The organism is Candidatus Paceibacterota bacterium (genome assembly GCA_035583355.1).
Taxonomy (GTDB): Bacteria; Patescibacteriota; Minisyncoccia; order Phycocordibacterales; family UBA6899; genus JAJZQJ01.
Genome location: DATEZQ010000006.1, coordinates 18854 through 37428 on the forward strand (window position 1 = coordinate 18854; position 18575 = coordinate 37428).

Sequence of the window (18575 nt, forward strand, 5' to 3'; positions counted from 1 at the left end):
AATGGAAAAATGTAAAGTCCTGGTTGTGGATAACATGATGTGTGCATAACAAGCTCACATTTTTGCATTGTACGTGCTATACTACATATATAATAGTAACTACATAATATATTATGGAGGACAAGAATATGGGCGGAGGTTGCACTGCAGGTCGGGTTGCATGGTGGCTGATTATTATTGGTGGCCTAGTGCATGGGCTGCGTGGTCTTGGTATTTTCTTCAATATCGAACTCGATCCCGTCATGCTTCTTTTGGGTAGCTGGCCAATGCTTCCTGCGGTCATCTATGTTGTTGTTGGAATCGCTACGGTCTACAAGCTCGTGGGTTGTCCATGTGGTAAGTGCATGTTTGGTCGCGGCGACAGTCAGTGTGATCACTGCGCTAAGTGTACTACTGATGGTTGTTCAGGGCATGAGGGGAAAGATGGTGGTGCGATGAAGTGCGATCACTGCATGGCATGTACTCCAAACTGCACAATGCATGAAATGAAATAATAAAAAGAGGCCTAGCGCCTCTTTTTATTGTTAGTGTCGTTATGGGTGGCACGTGTGCGTTTCGGGTGAGGGTGGCGCATTGTTGGTTTGCGATCACCCGCACGCTCGTTGCCTCGGTTGCGTTCCGTTCCCGCTTCGGTTGAAATAGTCGCGGTATCGTGCCCGAGCAATTTCATCGTGAGTTGTTTTTTCTTCATGTCGACTGCAGTGACTTCCGCACGCACGCGGTCGCCAAGACGAAAAACTACGCCAGTATTCTTCCCGACAAGGCGATACTTCTTTTCTTCAAAGAAGAAGAAATCATTTGGGAGTTCTTTGATATGAATCATTCCCTCAGCCTTTGTAACATTGTCTTCGATATAAATACCCCACTCGGTGACACCACTGATTGTTCCCTCAATTGCGGTGCCGATGCGCACTGCGAAATATTCGCACTGCTTTAGCCTGATTGATGCACGTTCTGCTTCTGTCGCATCTTTTTCCATTTGTGAACACCAGCGCGCAAGCTCCTCGTGTCTCTTGAGCATCTCATCGGGAATCTTTTGGCCCGTGATTTCGGCTTGAAGGAGGCGATGTACCATAAGATCAGGATAGCGCCTGATGGGTGAGGTGAAGTGCGTGTAGTACTCAAATGCAAGACCATAGTGGCCAATATTCTTTGTTGTATATACCGCTTTTGCCATCGAGCGTACAGTCGCAATCTGAATCATGGCAGCTTCTGCTCTTCCTTGTACGGCGGTGAGCATCTTGTTGATGTCGCGAGAATCCCATTCGCCCGTTGCCTTAGAGCGTTCGAAGGGTATACCAAGCGAACTAAGAAATTCTGAGAGATCCTGCATGCGTTCTTCCTTCGGTACATCATGTACACGATAGAGGAATGCCTTTTCAGTGCGAGGGTCTTGCTTGCTCAAAAATGTTGCTACCCGTTTGTTCGCAAGCAGCATGAATTCTTCGATGAGCTTGTTCGAGTCCTTCATCTCTTTGATGTAGACCGAGAGGGGACGCCCTTCTTCGTCAAGCTTGAATTTCACTTCTTCTGCCTCAAATGCGATAGCGCCGTGTTTGGTGCGTTCATCGCGGAGGGTTTTCGCAAGCTCATTAAGTACGGTGATTTCTGCAGCATGATCGCCAGTACCTGTCTCTATGACCGCTTGTGCTTCTTCATAGGTAAAACGACGAGCACTATGGATGATTGTTTTCCCGAACCATTCACTGACTATTTCCGCTTTCTTGTTGAGCTCAAATACTGCGCTCATGGTGAGCCTGTCTTTATTCGGGACGAGAGAGCAAAGGTCATTAGAGAGACGCTCGGGAAGCATGGGGATAGTACGATCGACAAGATAGACGCTCGTTGCGCGCCCTACTGCTTCTTTGTCGATGACGCTTCCTGGGGTTACATAATGCGATACATCAGCAATATGAATACCGACCTCAACGTTTCCGTTCTGAAGCATTTTGATCGAGAGGGCGTCGTCAAAGTCTTTTGCATCCCATGGATCGATGGTCATCGTGAGGACACTACGAAAATCCCTACGCTTTTTTATTTCCGCATCGGATATTGTGCCATCAATAGAGAGTGCTGCAGCTTCGACTTCGGGTGCATGATTCGGCATGAATCCCTTTTCGAGGACAATCGCAAACATCTCCGCATCATTATCTCCCGGCTTTCCGAGTATACGAAGGACCTTTCCAAGAGGATCTTTCATTCCGTCTGTCCACTCAGTGATCTGCCCAAATACCTTATCGCCCTTCTTTGCACCCATTAAAAATTCAGAAGGAATCAGAATGGGTTTATACATGCGAGTGTCGTCGGGAATAAGGAAAGAAGTATTTGCAATAACATCAATAATGCCAGCGAAGCTCATTTTGAAGCGCAAAAGAACCGCTGTTACTGTTCCTGTCGGACGCCTTCCTGCTTCTTTGCCATAAAGGAGTACTTCAACGCGATCCCCATCAAGAGCAGTATGAAGATTTGCAGTATCGATTTCGATCATGTCTTCCATGCCATCGACTGCAACAAGCCCTAGTCCGCGACCAGTGATGCGCAAATTTCCTTCAACGCGATGGTTGGGTGGGTATTTTTTGCTTGGGCTCTTTCGCTCTGCTTCGCGACGATCTTGTGACGGTCTGTTTTTTTGCCTATGTCCACCAAATCCTCTCTCAGGTTGCTGGCCCTTGCGAGCATCTTGTCTCTTATCGTTGTGTTGTTTTGAAGTGGTCTTGGAGTTCATTGATGAATTGTTTAAGCTCACTTGGATTTGGTACGGTGAGCATGTTAAGGTTTTCGTTTTCTCCAGCAGTTTCTATATAGAGATCGCCGAAATTAAATGCAGTTGCAAGAATACCTTTCTGTGTGGTCGTAATGTTTTGTATGCGATCGAGCCCAAAAGATCCAACTTCACGCCTGAAGAAGCCTCGCTGCTTAATCTCATAGATACGTTCATTACTGATGACGATGACATTGAGGAAATGTTCGGTCCAGCGCCACCATGCATACATCCAGGCGAAGAGGATTCCTGTGAGCGAAATATAGATAATCCCCACGTTTGGATTCTCAGGGAAAATCGCACTGACCGTCTCATCTGGCACGAAATACATCATGCCGATAGCGAATACGAAGGGGAGTGCAAAAAAGAGGATGATTGACACTGCATCATCAACAAAGGAAAAGAAGTGACGATGGATGACGCGAATAATTGTTTCGTCTGGGGTGAGTTCAACGATAGCCATAATGAAATAGGTTAGATAGTTAGAAATGTTTACTATTATGCATTTCCGGAGTAGAGGGGAAGAAGCATCATGAGCGAAACAAGAATGGCACCAGTTCCAATCATATAGATGACTGCATATTTAAATGCACGTAGTGGACTTGGCGCGTGCTTTCTCCAGTGGTTGAAAAGCATGATGGTAAAAATTGCCGTGAAAAATACGGTGCTACCAAAGAGAATAGAGAGAAAACTACCAGAGATACCGAGACCAAAGTTTGGGAGTCCGAGGTCAGGGACTTCGAGAGTTGGAAGTCCTACGGGTGCATAGTCTTGCATGCGTTTAGTATAACAGGAATTGGCATGGGTGGACAGGGAAACGAGGAGGAAAATCAAGGAAAATAGCCACATAATTACTATTACCAAAGATATTGACAAATATGTATTATATGCTATAATATTCAAGTCAAGCACATTGCTTGTTCACCCACAACCCTCCTCTTTGGAGATTCACATGTTCCTCGTTTCCGCTCACTGCGACACCCATCCCGACGTCCTGGGTCGCACCCTGATGATCAACAGCGATGGCATGCAGACCTGCCAGTGCCTGGAGGAGTTCGATCACCCGGTTCACCACATCGAGTCCATGGAGCCCAAGGCTCGCCAGCGTCGCTGTGAGCGTCAGCTCCCCGATGGCACGCTGCTCATCCGAGAGGGGTACGAAAAGTATCGCTCCAATGACGACATCCGTGAGGGGAATCATCGCCAGCACAGCCGCCGCGACGAGCGCAGGGCCCCCAAGCAGGCCCTCCTCCTCGCCCAGATGGCGTCGTAGGTAGCACTCAACATGCCGCATCACCCTCAGGGTGGTGCGGCTCTTTCGTTGACATAAGTATTTTGTGTGGTATAATAATTATGTTCGCTCTTTGCAATTCCACTCAACAATTCTCTCATGGAGAAGATAACATGGTCCGTTTTCCTAAGGCTGTTACCGCTTTCGCTCTGCGTCAGATCGCGATTGAAAAGATCGTGAAGCAGAAGTGCAACTGCTATTGGCACACCATTGGCGAACCTGATATGTGCCTCTCGGCACGGCAGGTCACTTTCGAAGATCTGTCTCTGCTGGGTGATTTCCCTGATGATTATCCCGACTTCGATCCGCTCGATGACGAAGGTAATTATCCCTGCTTGTGCTATTACTGCAGGACGGGGCAGTCTGAGCTCTGTGTCGAGGATGGCGACGACTACCGGATGTTCGACCTGGTCGGCGACTTTGTCCCCGATGGTGCTGTTGCTTTTGATGATCTCCCTGTGCCACCGGTGCGCGTGAGTAAGTTTCACCGCGTCAACCGCATTGCGGAGCTCGAGCATCATGGGCTCATCGTGGTGGGTCTCGGCCGGCTCGACCGAGAGGAACGGAGCAGGAAGCATGAGGAGCGAAAGCTGCGCTTCATGATTCCGCGTCGCAATCGCGAACGTCTTGCGCAGATTCTTGCACGTGAAGAAGCTGCTGCGTGCACGTATACCCTTCAGGATGAGTTACGCAGCCTCGAAGCCCTGTACCCTGAAGACGCTACGCGCATCACCGCTCGTGAGCGTATGGAACTCCTCCAGAGGAACTTTCCAGCCCTGAGTGCGTCTTCCGTGCGTTGCATCGCCTCATCTCTCCACATTCAGAATTCGAGCTCCTTCAAGGGGCTCGGGGGGCTGCAGACGCTTGAAGCGCATGTCGCGAAGCGCAATGAAGAGTACTTCCTTGAGCTCGATTGCTATTTACCCGATGAAGACAGCCTGAGCAACGCTCATGCCCTTCTCGATTCTTTCAACCGCGTTGCGCTCTTGGCCTTTCACGGCTAGCGCAACAATCAAGAGGTGTCCAATGGACATGAAGTCTGAAAGTAAGGGAAGCAGGAAGCTCGTTCTGCAGGAAGTGCGTCATGGGTTGCTGAAGCCCTGCGACGCCATGAAGCCCGTCAAGTCGATGCTCTCCGGGGAAACCGCCTGTGAGCTCATCAATGACCTCTTCGGCCAGTAGAGGTAGTAGTTCGTTATACCACCGCGCCCCACGGGCGCGGTTTTTATATTTCGTGTGCTGTTGACAGGTTTGTGCAGAGGCATATGATAAATCAAGCTCGTTCTCTGTTCTATAACTCTCTTATGGAGGAATCATGTGCTGCAATAGTGACACGCTTGGTTCGGTGCGGCGCCCGCTGCAACTTCCCGCAAATCCCGAAGCCTGGGATGGTATCGACAGGGCGGATCTCGTCGATGAGTGCGAAGGTTGTGGCCTCGCCAAGGGTCCGACGGTAGTACCTGCGGACCTCGTGGATCGTTCTGTGAACCCCGAAGAAGTGGAGACTCCCGACGAAGTCGCCTCGGTTGATACCAAGGGTGACCCCTGGTCCCATCTCAACGGCCTCCCCGAGACCTGCACCTGTAAGTCTTAGATGTAAATTCCGCGCCCCAATCTGTGGCGCGGTTTTCTTTTTCGCTGTTGAATTGGTAAGCGGGCCCTGTTTTGCTTGACGTTTTTGTGTTTTCTGTTAAGATAAGTCCCATGTTAGCAATCCGTTTAAAGCGTGTTGGTCGCAAGAATGACCCATCTTTCCGCATCATCGTGCAGGAAAGCCGCCGCTCGCCTAAGAAGACGCAGGGTATCGTTGAGTACCTCGGTTCCTACGACGCTCGCAAGGGCCAGCCGCAGGTAAACGCAGAGCGTGCAAAGTACTGGATGAGCCAGGGTGCACAGCCATCTGAGACCGTATTCAATATCTTCGCAGATCTTAAGATCGTAGAGGGGAAGAAGGTTAATGCACTCAACAAGAAGACCCCTCAAAAGAAAGAGGAGGCAAAGAAATAAATCGAAGCTCTGCTTCGATTTTTTCTTACCTCCTCTTTGTTTTGAGGGCCCTGTGCCCTCAAGTATGGCCGCTGTGTTTTTGCTCGGACCAGCCTCACGCTTCGCTCTTGCGGTACCACTGTACCGCTTCGAGCTCCAGCGAGGCTGTTGCGAGCAAAAATCCAAGCGGTTTCATATATCTTGGGTGAGTGGCTTCGAATTAGTCTCATGACTTGACTTTTTAGGATAATATGGTATATTCCATAAGGTCAGTTTTGAGCAATTCCAACCGAAACCTATTCATCAAAGGATGAAGCGATGAGCGGGAATAATCCCAACAGCGGAGAGTTGTCTCCCACGTCGAACGTTCAGGATTTCAGTAGAGGGAAGTTGCGGTACAAGGAGAAGGGGATCATCATGCTGAGCGCTCTTGCGCTCCAGCGAGGTGAGGTCGAAAGGCTCTACCTGCATTTCGGGCAGAGTGAGGAAATCGAGTTCCTTGGTACGACGGAGAACTTCGTCGGCAAGAGGTTCCTGCTTGCCTGTTTCCCTAAGGGCGTTCCCCCTGGTTTCCATGGTCCTGTGATCGGAGGAATCGCCGTTCGTGGTAATGACCTCGCGGCTCAGTTCGCTGCAGTGAGCAAAAAGGATTACATCCTTCCGCTTATGGGCGAAGATGCGATGTTTGCCGCTCAGGCGATGTTCACTGGACTCAAAGAGTTCCTTGCATAGTTCTTGGCGCGTTGCGCCCAATCAAAAGAGAGGCCAAGGCCTCTCTTTTTTATTTCGCAATTTTCATTGGAACGTATCTGCTCGACTCAATGGTCTTGATTTCATCAAGCACAGGATCGCTGCGCTCTCTGAATTCTTCGGGAAATGCGCCAAAGATATGGTCATGCACCTCGAGTGCTTTCTGGAAAACGTCTGCAATGTGTCCATAGATCTTTGCGGTCTGGACTTGGTTAATCGCAAGTGCATGTTGTTGGAGTCCTCGCGCTTGAGCAAGTCCACCCTCAAGAATTACAAACTTCAAGCGATTGACGTTTCTTGCACTCATGCGTTCATTCGCGTTCGCAGCACTGCGCATTGCCATATGTGTCTCCTTTACTACATCTGCAGAAGCTCCGAGCACAAGTTTTGCAATCGCAACGGGTTTCACCTCCTCTCCTTTTTCACGCTGCTCCTGCATATATTTCAGCCCAGGATGATATTTGAGTGAGGGCTGATTGAAGATCATGTCTCCAGGGCTCACGATTGTATGCAATTTCTTCGAGACCTCATTGCGACCAGTTGTTACATCGACTGCAATGATAATCGGACGACCGGTTTTTGGTTGCTTGATATCGATGATGAGGTCAGTGCCTTTACAGAGATCATCATATTCCGACGCTCGTATGAATCGTGCATTCGGAATCCAAGCAGGGTTATTCCCGAGCGTAACGGTAATATCCTCAAGCATTGTTGCGATCTTCTTGCGCTCTTTACTGCTCGCAAGTTCTTCGGGGGAGAGCTGTGCTTCTTTGCGTAGTATATTCACTTTTGCGCGTTCCGCTTCTGTTTTGTCTCTCGTGATCTCTTCGATTCGGAAGCAATCAATGTAGTCATCGAGTTCGGTGTTGTTTTTGCTACGAATGTCCTCATATGAAGGAAGTCTAACGACTTCCTTTTCCTCGCATACGTATGCATCTTCCTCACTCGGATTCCCTATTTGTGGAAGTACCTGATGCTCATGCAGTTCATGCTGTGGATTTTCTTCAGGTTGGAAGATTTCTCGACTCATACATTGCATTATATATCAAAATGCAAATGTTGGTAATTTGCATTTAGAAACTTACATCAAAAAACACCCATCGGGTGTTTTTTGATTGTATGTTTAGAATCTTCTGCATTTTAAGGCTGAAGAATTTGGATGAAATTTGTTTTGCTGGAGGCATGTGAACTCTAGTGAGCCGTATGTGTGATACGGTGAACGAGTCACATGTCGAAGCAAAGCAAAGTTCGCCATATTATTCTGCCTTTAAGTCGTTGATGACGTCGTCTACCGCATCCGCATTTGCAGCCTCTGCCGTAGAAGAACCAGCAGATGCTGGACGGCCACCTGCGGGCTCGTTGATCTTGAGATTAACGCGAGCATTGTGCTTCATGCCGACAACGCGCAACAGTGTGCGAATTGCCTTTGCGGTGTTACCCATGCGGCCGATGACACGGCTCATATCTGCGGGATCGACGTCGAGTGTAAGGAGTACACCCATTTCATCCACGACGCGAGTTACTTTAACTCCATCGGGATTTGTGACGATCGACTGGACTATAAATTCGAGAAACTCCTTATCGTTATGTGCTTCAGACATATGATTTTCTGATGTGCTAGCAATTAATCGCGTAGGTAAAAATTACGCTATGGAGTCATTATAGGCTATCACCTACATAACGCAAGTATATGGATGCTTAGTAATGCGCATAACATGGGGATATATCTGCGGGGCAGCAAAATACTAAGCACTACAGGCTTGCTATTCGTAATAAAATTGGTATTCTGTCAAGATGAAAAAGGCCCCCGTCCTGCCGCACGTCAAGAAGACGATTGTCCGCAAGAAAGTCGCTCCCAAGCGTTTCCATATCATTTCGCTCTTTCCTGAAACTATGCAGGGATATTTGAACGATTCTATTGTGGGTCGTGCGCAAGAAAAGAAACTTATCAAGATTGATTACCAGAATCCCCGTGCATTTACGAAAGATAAATTTGCTCGCGTCGACCAGCGTCCGTACGGTGGTGGTCCGGGTATGGTCCTGCAAGCGGAACCGTTCTTGAAAGCAATCGCAAAGGCAAAAGGGAAGCGTGTTGCGAAAACCAAAGTAATTTTCTTTGCACCCGAAGGGACACAATTCACAAATGCCATCGCACGTGATTGGGTGAAAAAGTATGATGAATTTATTTTTATCAGTGGCCGCTACGAGGGAATTGATGCACGCGTGAAGCGTATTTTGCGCCCCGAAGTAGTTACTGTTGGTCCGTATGTGCTCACTGGTGGAGAGTTGCCTGCAATGATCTGTATTGATGCGATGACGAGACAGATACCAGGAGTCTTGGGAGATTTCGCAAGCCTTGAAGAAGAACGCACTGCTTCACCAGATGCGTATACGCGTCCGGATGTTCTTGTTTGGAAGCAGAAGAAGTATAAAGTTCCCGAAGTTTTGAAGACAGGTAATCATCGCTTAATAGAAGAGTGGCGTAAAGAACAGCTCGCCAAGCAGGAAAAATCTATGGAGAAGAATAAAAAATAACCCGACTCAGGATTATTTTTTAAGGGAGATCATCGAAAAGTCGAATAAGATAAGTATCGATTGCACGCTGATCCATGTCATAGAAGTGCATGTTCTTGTTGTGCAGGTCGGTTGCAAGCGCTACTCCTACAAAGCGCCAGTGCCACGGCTCATATTGGTAGCTCGTATTTCCTTTTGGATAAGAAAGGATGAATCCGAACTCATGTGCATGTGCAAGCATCCACTGAAATGCTTTTGTTTCAGCGAATTGAGTATAGCTGAGTCCGAGTTTTTCGGTCGAAATATCGACGGTAGTTCCAAGTTGGTGTTCAGAATAACCTTGGTCTGCGGAGAATTTATTTGCACCTGCGCCATACGTCACTCGGTAGGTTGTCTTCAGTGTGCGCTGCTCGTCGAATGAACGAAATCCCGAAATAATACGTACTGGTGTATTCGTTGCATTTGATGCATCAATCATTGCTTTCAAGAACGGAAGGACTTTTGCATGAATTTCAATGATTTTCTTTGGTTCAACGAGTGCGTCGCTAGGAATTGTATTCAGTGCGGCAGGCTTGTAATTTTCATTCAAAAAATAAATCTTTGAGTATTTCTTCAGAAGCTCAGCATCGGTATTCTGTAGCTTCTGTATTTCCGCAATAGTTTTTCCTATGACACTCACTTGTTGTTCAAAGTCTTGCGACTTCCCGCGTTCATCAGCGAGCGATTTTGTAAGGTCTGCATTTTCTCCTTCCAGGAAAGTAATATATGCATCTTTTTGCTTTACTGCATCTTCAAGGTGCGCAATGCTTTCCCTGTAGTTCATGCTTTGCTTCACGCCTTGGAGTGAGGCAGACTCTTTTTCTGAGTTCACTCGTGCAAGTTCATTTGAGATCTGCATATACTGAAAACCAGCAAAACCAAGTACACCAAAAATAGCTATACCTGCGACCCCAATGAGTGTTTTTAGGAGTGTACTTTTCAAGAACTTAAGTATAACATATTGGCTCGTGCAGGCTTTCTTTTCTGTATGCTGTGGATATATATCTATAATGAGTATGTTATACTAGCAGGGCTAATTGTAACTCATTTACACTAATATTATGCGTCTATCTCGCCACAGCCTCACCTTATTTATTGCAGGAATACTCCTTGCACCACTTTCAAGCTTCGCTGTCGCGGTGAAGCCAGCACAGGTGGAGCAAAAGATAGACCCTGGCACAGTGAAGACATTCACTATGTCAGTAACGAATAACGATAATAGTCAACAGACATTCTATCCCGTAGTGCGTAATGTTACGGGTGTAAATGATCAGAACCAGCCATTATTTGAAAAAACAGATAATGGTCAGCCGCACGACCTGACTCTGTGGCTCCAGTTCGATAAGTCTCCGATTACTGTTGCTCCGAAGCAAACTGCCTCTATTCTCGTGACTGCAGAAATTCCTAAAGATGCTTCGCCGGGATCACATATTGCAGGATTCTTCTTTAGTGATAAGCCAATCATACAGACGAACATTCTCGGTGCATCAGTCGGATTCGATGTTGGGGCAATCGTGCATTTTCAGATTTCTGGTGACTCAGTGACGAAGGCGAATGTGCGCCACTTCTCCACCGATCATTCCATCTATGGCAAGCCGCCAATTGATTTTTCCGTTGCTATAGAGAATGAGGGCAACACACTCGTACGACCGATTGGAATGATTGATATTACGAATATGATGGGAAGAAAGGTCGCAAGCCTTCCTGTGAACGATACTGGTGCTGGTGTATTCCCTAAGACAACACGCGAGTGGAAGGCCACTTGGGCTCCTAATGAAGTAGTGTTTGGAAAGTTCACTGCGCTTGTTGCGCTTGCCGTTGAGACAGAGCAGGGTACTGATACACTCATTCGCCAGGTTGTGTTCTGGGTGCTTCCTACAAATATTATTCTTCCAACATTCTTCGGATTTGGAATCTTCCTGCTTATTTCCTACGTGCTATTGCGTATTTACGTGCGTCGACAAATTGGTGAGGCGAGAAAAGGAAAAACAAATGCAGCTGAGGGCCTCTCGGTGTTTGCATCGGTGTTGATTGCAGTACTCTTGGCTATCATCATTGGATTCTTGGTCATCTTCTTCTACTTTGGGTAGCGCATTTGCGTAGTAAATAAAACATCGGCCCTACAAGGCACGATGTTTTATTTTAAGCGGTGTGCAGCACCCGCTTGCGCAAATGCGCCGTTCCGTTTGCAATATTACGGCATCGGTTATTTTCCGCAATTTGCCTTTGCTTCATTCCGCTCCGCGCTCAATGTATACTTATACACCTCGCTTGCGGCGCTCATTCCAGCAAAGGCAACTTGCGAAAAATCCCTCGCTGTTTCATCGAGTAAAGTATCGAGCAAGGACTAAGTTGCAAACAAAAACTCCATGAGTGTGGAGTTTTTTCAGGCGTGACTTTGGTGGTGGAGGTCGGTGACAAAGGGGCGGTGGGGGATGTGGAGTGGGGTTGGGGTGCCGACGTTTGGGATATCGCGTGCCTTCTTTTTGATACTGAGATGGTCGCGGTGGTGATTGTAGGTATTCACACTTGCCAAAAGTATGAGTGCAAATGCAACGCTGCCAAGAAGTGTATTACGACGCTCCGTTTCTGCAGTTTCTTGTTCTATGCGTAATGCCTCTTCTCGTCGGATAAGGTCTTGTTCCTTTGAGTCAAGCGTCTTTGCGCGTTCCTTGAGCGCGACGGCAAGTGTATTGCTTGGAGTTGGTGCGACACCCGCGCCGACTTGTGATACAGAGGCAACTTGTTCAGCACCAATCATGCGTAGAGAATTGAGTAGAGGCACAAATACAAAAACAGCAAGCGCAGAGAACGCAAAAAGCGCGAGCATGCCGTGTAGTGTGTGCTTGAGCCGCATAGCGACATTATAGCATAATGTGATAAAATAGAGCTACGTCATGCTACGCACATGGTACACACCGCTACTGTTTCTCGGCCTGTTTTTGAGCATGCCTTTTTTTGCGCAAGCAGCGCAACTCAAGCGTGCGAGTGATTTGATTTCGAATTCTGCTCCTGGTGTACCTGCAGTACATGAGGTTACTTTCACTACAACAAATAGTATTCCCGCAGGTGGCGCAGTTACTATTCGTTTTGATGGAACAACCCCATTTGTTTTTGGTTCTGGTTTTGATTATACAAATGTTGATTTTGCTGTTGCAACAAGTGGAGATTACAGTTCATATATTATGGATGCGGCTGCAGATACTGCGACCTCTACGGCAGAATTGCTTGCTCTTGGTGATGGTGCAGTACGTGTGCACCTTGCAAGCGACCCCGCATTTGCTGTGCCTTCGGGTGCACATGTCCGCCTACGTATTGGTGCCGGTGCAACCGCAAACGCAATCGTAAATAGCACAACACTTGGTCCGCAGCGCTATACCATCACAACGCATAATGTGTTCAGTGCACCCATAGATACAGCAATCGGGTTGTTGAGTATCAATGCCCCGATCAGTTTGGGGGCAATTGGAAAGGGGTCCGCAGCGACGCTTACTAATGGCTTGCCGAAGGGTCTCATTCCTGGTGGTACGAAAAAGGTAATGCTATCGTTCAGTTCAAACCTCCCGGCATATTGTCGCTACTCCATGACTCCAGGGGTGGCGTATGATGACATGCCAATTCTCTCTCGCTTCAAGAGTGTAAATTTCAATCGGGATCATTCTTTGATTATTGATACTGAGGATGACAAGAATTACACATACTATATTCGCTGCTTCACGAAGTACGGATTGACTGCAAACGAAGATGACTTTGTGATTTCTTTTGATGTTGGTGTTGTTCCAAAAGAGCATCGATTGCCACCACCGCCTCCGGGTACACAGGAGGGAGACCATACTGGTGGAGGAAATAGCTTGCCACAAAGTGGATTGTATATTTCGGGTAGAACATTTCCCGGCGGATCGGTGCGCATCTTAAAAGATGGAAAGGAATTCAGGACAATGGGTGCAGACGGACAAGGAAATTTTAGCACTACCGAAAGTAGTCTTGACCGTGGAACATATGGATTTAATATTGCTTCGACTGATTCAAGTGGGCTGCGATCTGCAACATATAGTATTACGCTCTACTTGAATGCGCAGACGCAAAACAATATCGGGCCAGTGTATCTTTCACCAACCATTACTGCCCCTTCGTCACGCATAGAGCCGGGAAGTCCCGTTGTTGTATCTGGTCTTGCTATCCCTTCGAATGTCGTGCAAGTGGTCGTGCTCACTGAGCAAGATCCGATGCAGATGCCCCTCGTCATTGCAACGACCACAGCTAATTCTTCTGGAGGGTGGTCGCTGAAGTTACCTACTGAAAATCTACGTAAGGGTACATATAGTCTCCGTGCACAATCACTTATTCCTGGACAGGGAAATTCATTATTCTCGAACGAATTCTTGCTTGGTGTCGGTGAAAAGCCCCAAGGAAATATGAAGAAGCGCGCTGATGTGAATGGCGATGGTAAGGTGAACCTCGCAGACCTTTCAATACTGCTTTTCAATTGGAAGAAGTCGGCGCCTCAGGCGGATGTGAATAGTGATGGTACGGTCAACATCACCGACTTTAGTATTATGCTCTCCGCTTGGACTGGCTAGCGCATTTGCGCAATGAATAAAACATCGGCTCCGCGGAGCACGATATTTTATTTTAAGCGGTGCTTTGCACCCGCTTGCGCAAATGCACCGCTCCGCTTCCGCTATTACGGCGGCGGTCTTTTTGTCGGGATTGTCCTCCTTTCGCTCCGCTCCGCGCTCAATGTATCACTCATACACCTCGCTGGCGGTGCTCGCTCTAAGGAGGGCACTGCCGACAAAAATCCTCGCCGCATTATAGGTTGATATGAGTGCTGTGAATAATTGAATTTTCTCATGACTCATGACTTTAACTCATGACTCGTATCATGGCGAGTTGCATTTAGATTTTTGGAAAAGTACCAAGAGGTGATTGAAAGAAGAAAAATATTATTCTCATCAGTATGAAAAATGTGTTTGCAAATGCAATTACGCACATGTTGTACACATCATGCGGGCGCAAATTGCTTGCACCTATACGCTCGGGACGGTACAATAGGGGTATCGTTATACGTTGTTGGAAAACGCACAACAAAAACACAAACTTATATGAGTTCTTTCTTACAGAAATTAAAAGGACGTGGAGTCGGAGTTACCGACAACCACGAGATCGAGTCGATCGAGCACACGAAGACCGCGGCACCAATCGGTGTTGCGCAGCTTCCTGTTGATGTATGCCAGACTGATACAGAGATCACTATCTTTGCACAAGTCGCAGGTACGGATATCAAGGACCTTGATGTCTCTATTGAAGGTGATAATGACATCGTTACAATTCAAGGCGCATCACTGCGCCCACAGGATCTTATCCAGCGTGCCGATAGTGGTGATGTTCGTATCAAGGTTGGTCGCCGTCGTGATGAAGAGGAACAGCTTGACTACGTACTCGAGGAGTGCGTTTGGGGGAAGTTCTTCCGCCAGATCATTCTTCCACAGGAAGTTGATGCAACTGCAGCACAGGCGAAGATTAAGGATGGTGTACTTGTACTCCATCTCCCGCTCAAGGGCCAGCAGACGAACAAGCTGCGCATGAATATCACTAAGGTTGATTCAGAGTAAGATTATGTTAGGAGGCGTACGTTTACAAATCGTCGCAGTCGTCGCTGGCGCATTTCTATATGCGCCAGCTTTGGCTTTGACTGCGGAAGCTGCGCAGTATCAGTTTTCGCCTACTCCTGTTTCGACTGTAGTGGGTAAGCCCTTTACTGTTACCGTCAATATAAGCAGTGATAAAGCATATAATGCAGGTGGTGCGACATTGAAGTATGATCCGTCAGCACTGAGTGCTTCACGCGTTGCAAAGGATGGTTCTGCATTTTCTATCTGGGCTGTTGAGCCAGCAATTTCAGCGAGTGCGGGCACAGTGACTTTTGAAGGTGGCCACACTGCGCCTATCACTGGTGATAAGAAAGTAGTTCAGGTGACCTTTACTGCAAAGAAAGAAGGCGCGACAAGTATTTCTGTGGACAAAGGTTCAATTCTTGCAGGTGATGGATCCGGTGCGGATATGTATGTTGCTGGTGCTGCGCTTGCAGTGACTGTTGGGCCAGGTGGTTATACTGAACCTACTCCTACGGCAACTCCGGCAGATACTGGAAGTGGAAGTGATGGTGGTTCAAAGACGGATCTTCCAGAAGCTCCTATTGTCACCTCTCTTACGCACCCAAAGGAGGATGTGTATTCTGGGGCACCAACTGCAAAATTCTCTTGGGAGCTTCCCCTTGATGTCACCGTGGTCCGCGCTGAAGTTGACCAATCAACTTCGACCGTACCGAAGCAGTCCTATGATCCCGCTATTGCAGATAAGGAATTCAGAGACTTCAAAGAGGGCGAGAACTATATCCACATTCGCTATAAAAATGGCTCAGGGTGGGGTCCTACGACACATCGCAAATTCATGGTCGATCGTGCTGCTCCTTTGGAATTTACAGTTACTGCAACGGTTCCCGAGAAGGAGAATAATGTAACGCTTGCATTTTCGACTAGCGATGAACTTTCGGGGCTTGCAAGTTATGAGATAGTCCTTGACGGTGGGCAGCCAAAGAAGATCTCTCTTGCAGAGGTAAAGGATGGAAAGTATCCATTGCTTGCTGTTCCAAATGGAAGTCATAGTGCAAAGATTGTCGCATATGATGTCGGAGGAAATAAGCGTGAAGCTGAGGCTGCATTCATGGTGAATGCACCAATCAAGGCAGATGCTCCTGCAGCAGATGCTCAGTCGAATTCAGTTTGGCCAATGGTTGGTATTGCAGCACTCTTTGCGTGTATCGGAGGTCTTATTGGAATCATCTGGTACGAGCGAAATGCGTTTCGCCAGGAGAAATTCATGACCAAGCGTGAGGCTGATGAAGTGCGCGATCGTATTGCTTCAGTTTTCTCAGCACTTCGTGAAGAGGTTGATGAGCAGCTCGCTCGTCTTTATCAGAAGCCGAATCCTTCGGCTGAGGATAGGGAAGTGACAAGGCGCATTCATGAGGCAACAGATCTTTCGGAGGAGTTACTCGCAAAAGAGGCTGAAGATGTGCGAAAACTTTTGGCTCGATAAATATTTAAACAAGACCGATGAGGTCTTGTTTTTATAATTAACTTAATACTCTGGCCATTTGCCAACAAATAACATTCATGTTACTATCGTCGCTGGTTTGTTCTTCATGCGGTGGAACTAGCCAACGTTACGTTCTCTCACCGCTCTACACTGGAGGATGAGTAATGAGATTACTCACCAAGTATGCCATGCTGTGCATGGCCTTTTCGTTCGCGACTTCCGTCGCGCTCTTGGGCGGCAATAAGCCATTCAAGATTACAACCAGGGCTACAAGTGGAGGCAAGATAACTCCACGCGTAGCGAATCCGCATGCGGGTGAAGTAAGGCAATTTGTCATTACCCCAAATGAGGGGTTTCGGGTGGTGAGTGTATCGGGGTGTGGTGCCGGGATCTGGAATCCACTGACCTATACATTTACAACCGCACCGGCATCCGTTGACTGCGAAATTTCCGCACTCTTTCATCAGGGTCCGAATCAGACTCCCTTAGTGAGTGCAGGTGCAGATCAGTCGGTGCAGAGTGGTGGAGATGTTTTGCTCAGCGGCTCTGCATCAGATACTGATGGCGTTGTAGTGAGTGTCCTCTGGAGACAAGCTTCAGGTCCAGCAGTATTGCTCTCAACGCCAGATCAGTCGAGTCTCTCCTTCGTTGCACCCGAAGTTGCAGCTGACTCAATTTGCGTTTTCGAATTTACAGCTACTGATAATGAGGGTGCAGTTTCGAGTGACTCAGTTAGTGTGTCAGTGGCAAGAGCAAATATTGGCTATCCACATAGCCCGATTGTTCTGCGGGGGGATAAGAGTGCAGGTTTTTCTGCGCACGATATGTTATATGGGTCTCTGTATGGTAGTGAAGGGCCTGGAATTTTCTATGCTGACGGAGGTACTGATTTTTTGAAGATTGGTGTAACTGCGGACCCAGATACTGGGTTCGACTACAATGGATCTTTCCTGAGATTTAATCTCGCAGGCATGCCGTCTTTTGTAAAGTCAGTGAAACTGCGTTTGTATGTTCAGCCAAAACCTGATAATGGGTATTGGCCTGCATATGTTACCGCAGATCCTTCCTCGTCTGACTATATTTTCCAGAGGCTTAATTTGCCAGATTCCTCGACGCCTTTCCTGGCTTCGAGTTACATTGGAAGACCAAATCCCTATACACCTTTTCCTTTATTAAATTTCAATCCAAGTGGCGGTTGGCATGAGTTTGATGTTACTCGAGCCTATGTTCATGCGCGACGGTTTTCGAACGGCAGTAGTATTGTTTTTGACGCTGTCTCCAGCTTTGTCGATGAGACTCAAAGTCTCCTATATAATGGCATTGGTGTAAGAGTGCCAATCGTCGCAAACGGACCAAGTAATACAGCGAATACTCCTGAGCTGGTTGTTGAGTTCGAGGAGTTACCAAATCTTTCAAAGATTGAGATAATTGCTCCTTTGCTTGCATATGATGAGGTAGACTGGTCTACACATCTACCGCCAACTACATCAATATTTGGTTCTGATTCTGCAGATGGTGGAAAGCTGGTGGGTGTGGTAAAAAGCTTATATGCTACCGCGAATATTCCGAATGGGGATATCTATGCTGCGGAGGAAGGAGTCGTCAAGTACTTTGAGGATATCCCTAGTACTGATCCGAATGGCCTCGGCTATTCGCAAGTGAAAGTCGTGCTGGAGCATGAGACGCCACTTGGTGTCTTTACTACAACTTACGCGAGATTAAATTCAATACAGTTGGCCCTTCCGAATAATAAGTTTGGTTTAGGAATTGTGGGGATGCATGTTTCCCGGGGTCAATTGATCGGCACAGTCTTTGGTGATGGAGAGGGCACGAAATATAGTTATTTCTTTGGAATCAAGAAAGGCCCATTCGATCAATGGTCATTAAGAGAAACCATTAATCAGAATGATCCTAGTGTAGATGATTTTCAGCTTCGCTATAATTCATATATAAATCCAGATGATACCAGCGTGTTGCTGATGCAGCCATGGCCTGATTGGAATTCATATCCGGCCGAATGGGTACAATAGGATATAAAATTTCTGCCGCACAATGTGCGGCAGTTTTCTAATATATGATACTTACTTGCATTTACTTCCTGTGGATAGGGTGGATGGACAAGCTATAATGGCT

At 47.4% G+C, this 18575-nt stretch carries 20 protein-coding genes; 13 read left to right on the forward strand and 7 right to left on the reverse strand.

The genetic code is table 11. The annotated features are described in order from the left end of the window. Positions 1-113: 113 nt before the first annotated feature. Positions 114-494, forward strand: coding sequence for a DUF378 domain-containing protein (locus tag VJ579_03205; protein HXK38050.1), 381 nt, complete (start codon positions 114-116; stop codon positions 492-494). Between the two features lie 11 nt (positions 495-505). Here the strand turns inward: VJ579_03205 and rnr are convergent, their stop codons facing one another. From rnr to VJ579_03220, 3 genes are read right to left on the reverse strand one after another with little or no spacing between them, the layout of a single operon-like run. After that, a complete protein-coding gene (gene rnr / locus VJ579_03210; GenBank protein ID HXK38051.1) occupies positions 506-2725 on the reverse strand; it encodes a ribonuclease R in 2220 nt (739 codons plus the stop codon). Further along, entirely contained in the window at positions 2688-3224 is a 537-nt protein-coding gene (locus VJ579_03215; GenBank protein HXK38052.1) for a PH domain-containing protein, read from the reverse strand. The genes rnr and VJ579_03215 overlap by 38 nt, the downstream gene beginning before the upstream one ends. A gap of 35 nt (positions 3225-3259) precedes the next feature. Continuing rightward, on the reverse strand, positions 3260-3538 hold the full coding sequence (locus VJ579_03220; protein HXK38053.1) for a hypothetical protein: 279 nt from the start codon (positions 3536-3538) through the stop codon (positions 3260-3262). Positions 3539-3713: 175 nt separating this feature from the next. Here VJ579_03220 and VJ579_03225 point away from each other — a divergent pair, with 175 nt between their 5' ends. The 6 genes from VJ579_03225 to VJ579_03250 all read left to right on the forward strand — a co-directional run bounded on the left by VJ579_03225 (position 3714) and on the right by VJ579_03250 (position 6770). Then, complete coding sequence (locus VJ579_03225) at positions 3714-4034, forward strand: hypothetical protein (protein HXK38054.1); 321 nt, start codon at positions 3714-3716, stop codon at positions 4032-4034. Positions 4035-4114: 80 nt separating this feature from the next. Next, positions 4115-5056 (forward strand): hypothetical protein, encoded by a 942-nt coding sequence (locus VJ579_03230; protein HXK38055.1) that lies wholly within the window; start codon positions 4115-4117, stop codon positions 5054-5056. Continuing rightward, positions 5004-5234 carry a hypothetical protein gene (locus VJ579_03235; protein ID HXK38056.1) on the forward strand — a complete coding sequence of 77 codons (231 nt, stop codon included), beginning with the start codon at positions 5004-5006 and terminating at the stop codon, positions 5232-5234. The genes VJ579_03230 and VJ579_03235 overlap by 53 nt, the downstream gene beginning before the upstream one ends. A gap of 133 nt (positions 5235-5367) precedes the next feature. Continuing rightward, positions 5368-5646 carry a hypothetical protein gene (locus VJ579_03240; GenBank protein HXK38057.1) on the forward strand — a complete coding sequence of 93 codons (279 nt, stop codon included), beginning with the start codon at positions 5368-5370 and terminating at the stop codon, positions 5644-5646. Between the two features lie 110 nt (positions 5647-5756). Then, on the forward strand, positions 5757-6059 hold the full coding sequence (gene rpsP / locus VJ579_03245) for a 30S ribosomal protein S16 (protein ID HXK38058.1): 303 nt from the start codon (positions 5757-5759) through the stop codon (positions 6057-6059). A gap of 297 nt (positions 6060-6356) precedes the next feature. Then, on the forward strand, positions 6357-6770 hold the full coding sequence (locus tag VJ579_03250; GenBank protein HXK38059.1) for a hypothetical protein: 414 nt from the start codon (positions 6357-6359) through the stop codon (positions 6768-6770). Between the two features lie 49 nt (positions 6771-6819). Here VJ579_03250 and VJ579_03255 read toward each other — a convergent pair whose 3' ends face one another. Further along, positions 6820-7818 carry a hypothetical protein gene (locus VJ579_03255; GenBank protein ID HXK38060.1) on the reverse strand — a complete coding sequence of 333 codons (999 nt, stop codon included), beginning with the start codon at positions 7816-7818 and terminating at the stop codon, positions 6820-6822. Positions 7819-8044: 226 nt separating this feature from the next. Beyond that, entirely contained in the window at positions 8045-8389 is a 345-nt protein-coding gene (locus VJ579_03260; GenBank protein HXK38061.1) for a KH domain-containing protein, read from the reverse strand. 193 nt (positions 8390-8582) lie between these two features. Between VJ579_03260 and trmD the strand changes: the two genes are divergently transcribed. Next, positions 8583-9323, forward strand: a complete 741-nt coding sequence (gene trmD, locus VJ579_03265; protein HXK38062.1) for a tRNA (guanosine(37)-N1)-methyltransferase TrmD — start codon at positions 8583-8585, stop codon at positions 9321-9323. 19 nt (positions 9324-9342) lie between these two features. Here the strand turns inward: trmD and VJ579_03270 are convergent, their stop codons facing one another. Beyond that, positions 9343-10284, reverse strand: a complete 942-nt coding sequence (locus VJ579_03270; protein HXK38063.1) for a M15 family metallopeptidase — start codon at positions 10282-10284, stop codon at positions 9343-9345. A gap of 118 nt (positions 10285-10402) precedes the next feature. Between VJ579_03270 and VJ579_03275 the strand changes: the two genes are divergently transcribed. Next, complete coding sequence (locus VJ579_03275; GenBank protein HXK38064.1) at positions 10403-11431, forward strand: hypothetical protein; 1029 nt, start codon at positions 10403-10405, stop codon at positions 11429-11431. A 296-nt stretch (positions 11432-11727) separates the two neighbouring features. On the opposite strand, the gene VJ579_03280 is transcribed toward VJ579_03275, so the two are convergent. Then, positions 11728-12198, reverse strand: coding sequence for a hypothetical protein (locus VJ579_03280; protein ID HXK38065.1), 471 nt, complete (start codon positions 12196-12198; stop codon positions 11728-11730). Positions 12199-12238: 40 nt separating this feature from the next. On the opposite strand from VJ579_03280, the gene VJ579_03285 reads away from it, so the two are divergent. The 4 genes from VJ579_03285 (at position 12239) to VJ579_03300 (ending at position 18472) form a co-directional block, all read left to right on the forward strand. Beyond that, positions 12239-13921, forward strand: a complete 1683-nt coding sequence (locus VJ579_03285) for a dockerin type I domain-containing protein (GenBank protein HXK38066.1) — start codon at positions 12239-12241, stop codon at positions 13919-13921. A gap of 525 nt (positions 13922-14446) precedes the next feature. Beyond that, positions 14447-14956, forward strand: coding sequence for an Hsp20/alpha crystallin family protein (locus VJ579_03290; protein ID HXK38067.1), 510 nt, complete (start codon positions 14447-14449; stop codon positions 14954-14956). Positions 14957-14960: 4 nt separating this feature from the next. Beyond that, the gene (locus tag VJ579_03295; GenBank protein ID HXK38068.1) at positions 14961-16442 is read left to right on the forward strand and encodes a cohesin domain-containing protein; all 1482 of its coding nucleotides are present in this window, start codon (positions 14961-14963) and stop codon (positions 16440-16442) included. A 164-nt stretch (positions 16443-16606) separates the two neighbouring features. Further along, positions 16607-18472, forward strand: a complete 1866-nt coding sequence (locus VJ579_03300) for a hypothetical protein (GenBank protein HXK38069.1) — start codon at positions 16607-16609, stop codon at positions 18470-18472. Positions 18473-18575: the final 103 nt, after the last annotated feature.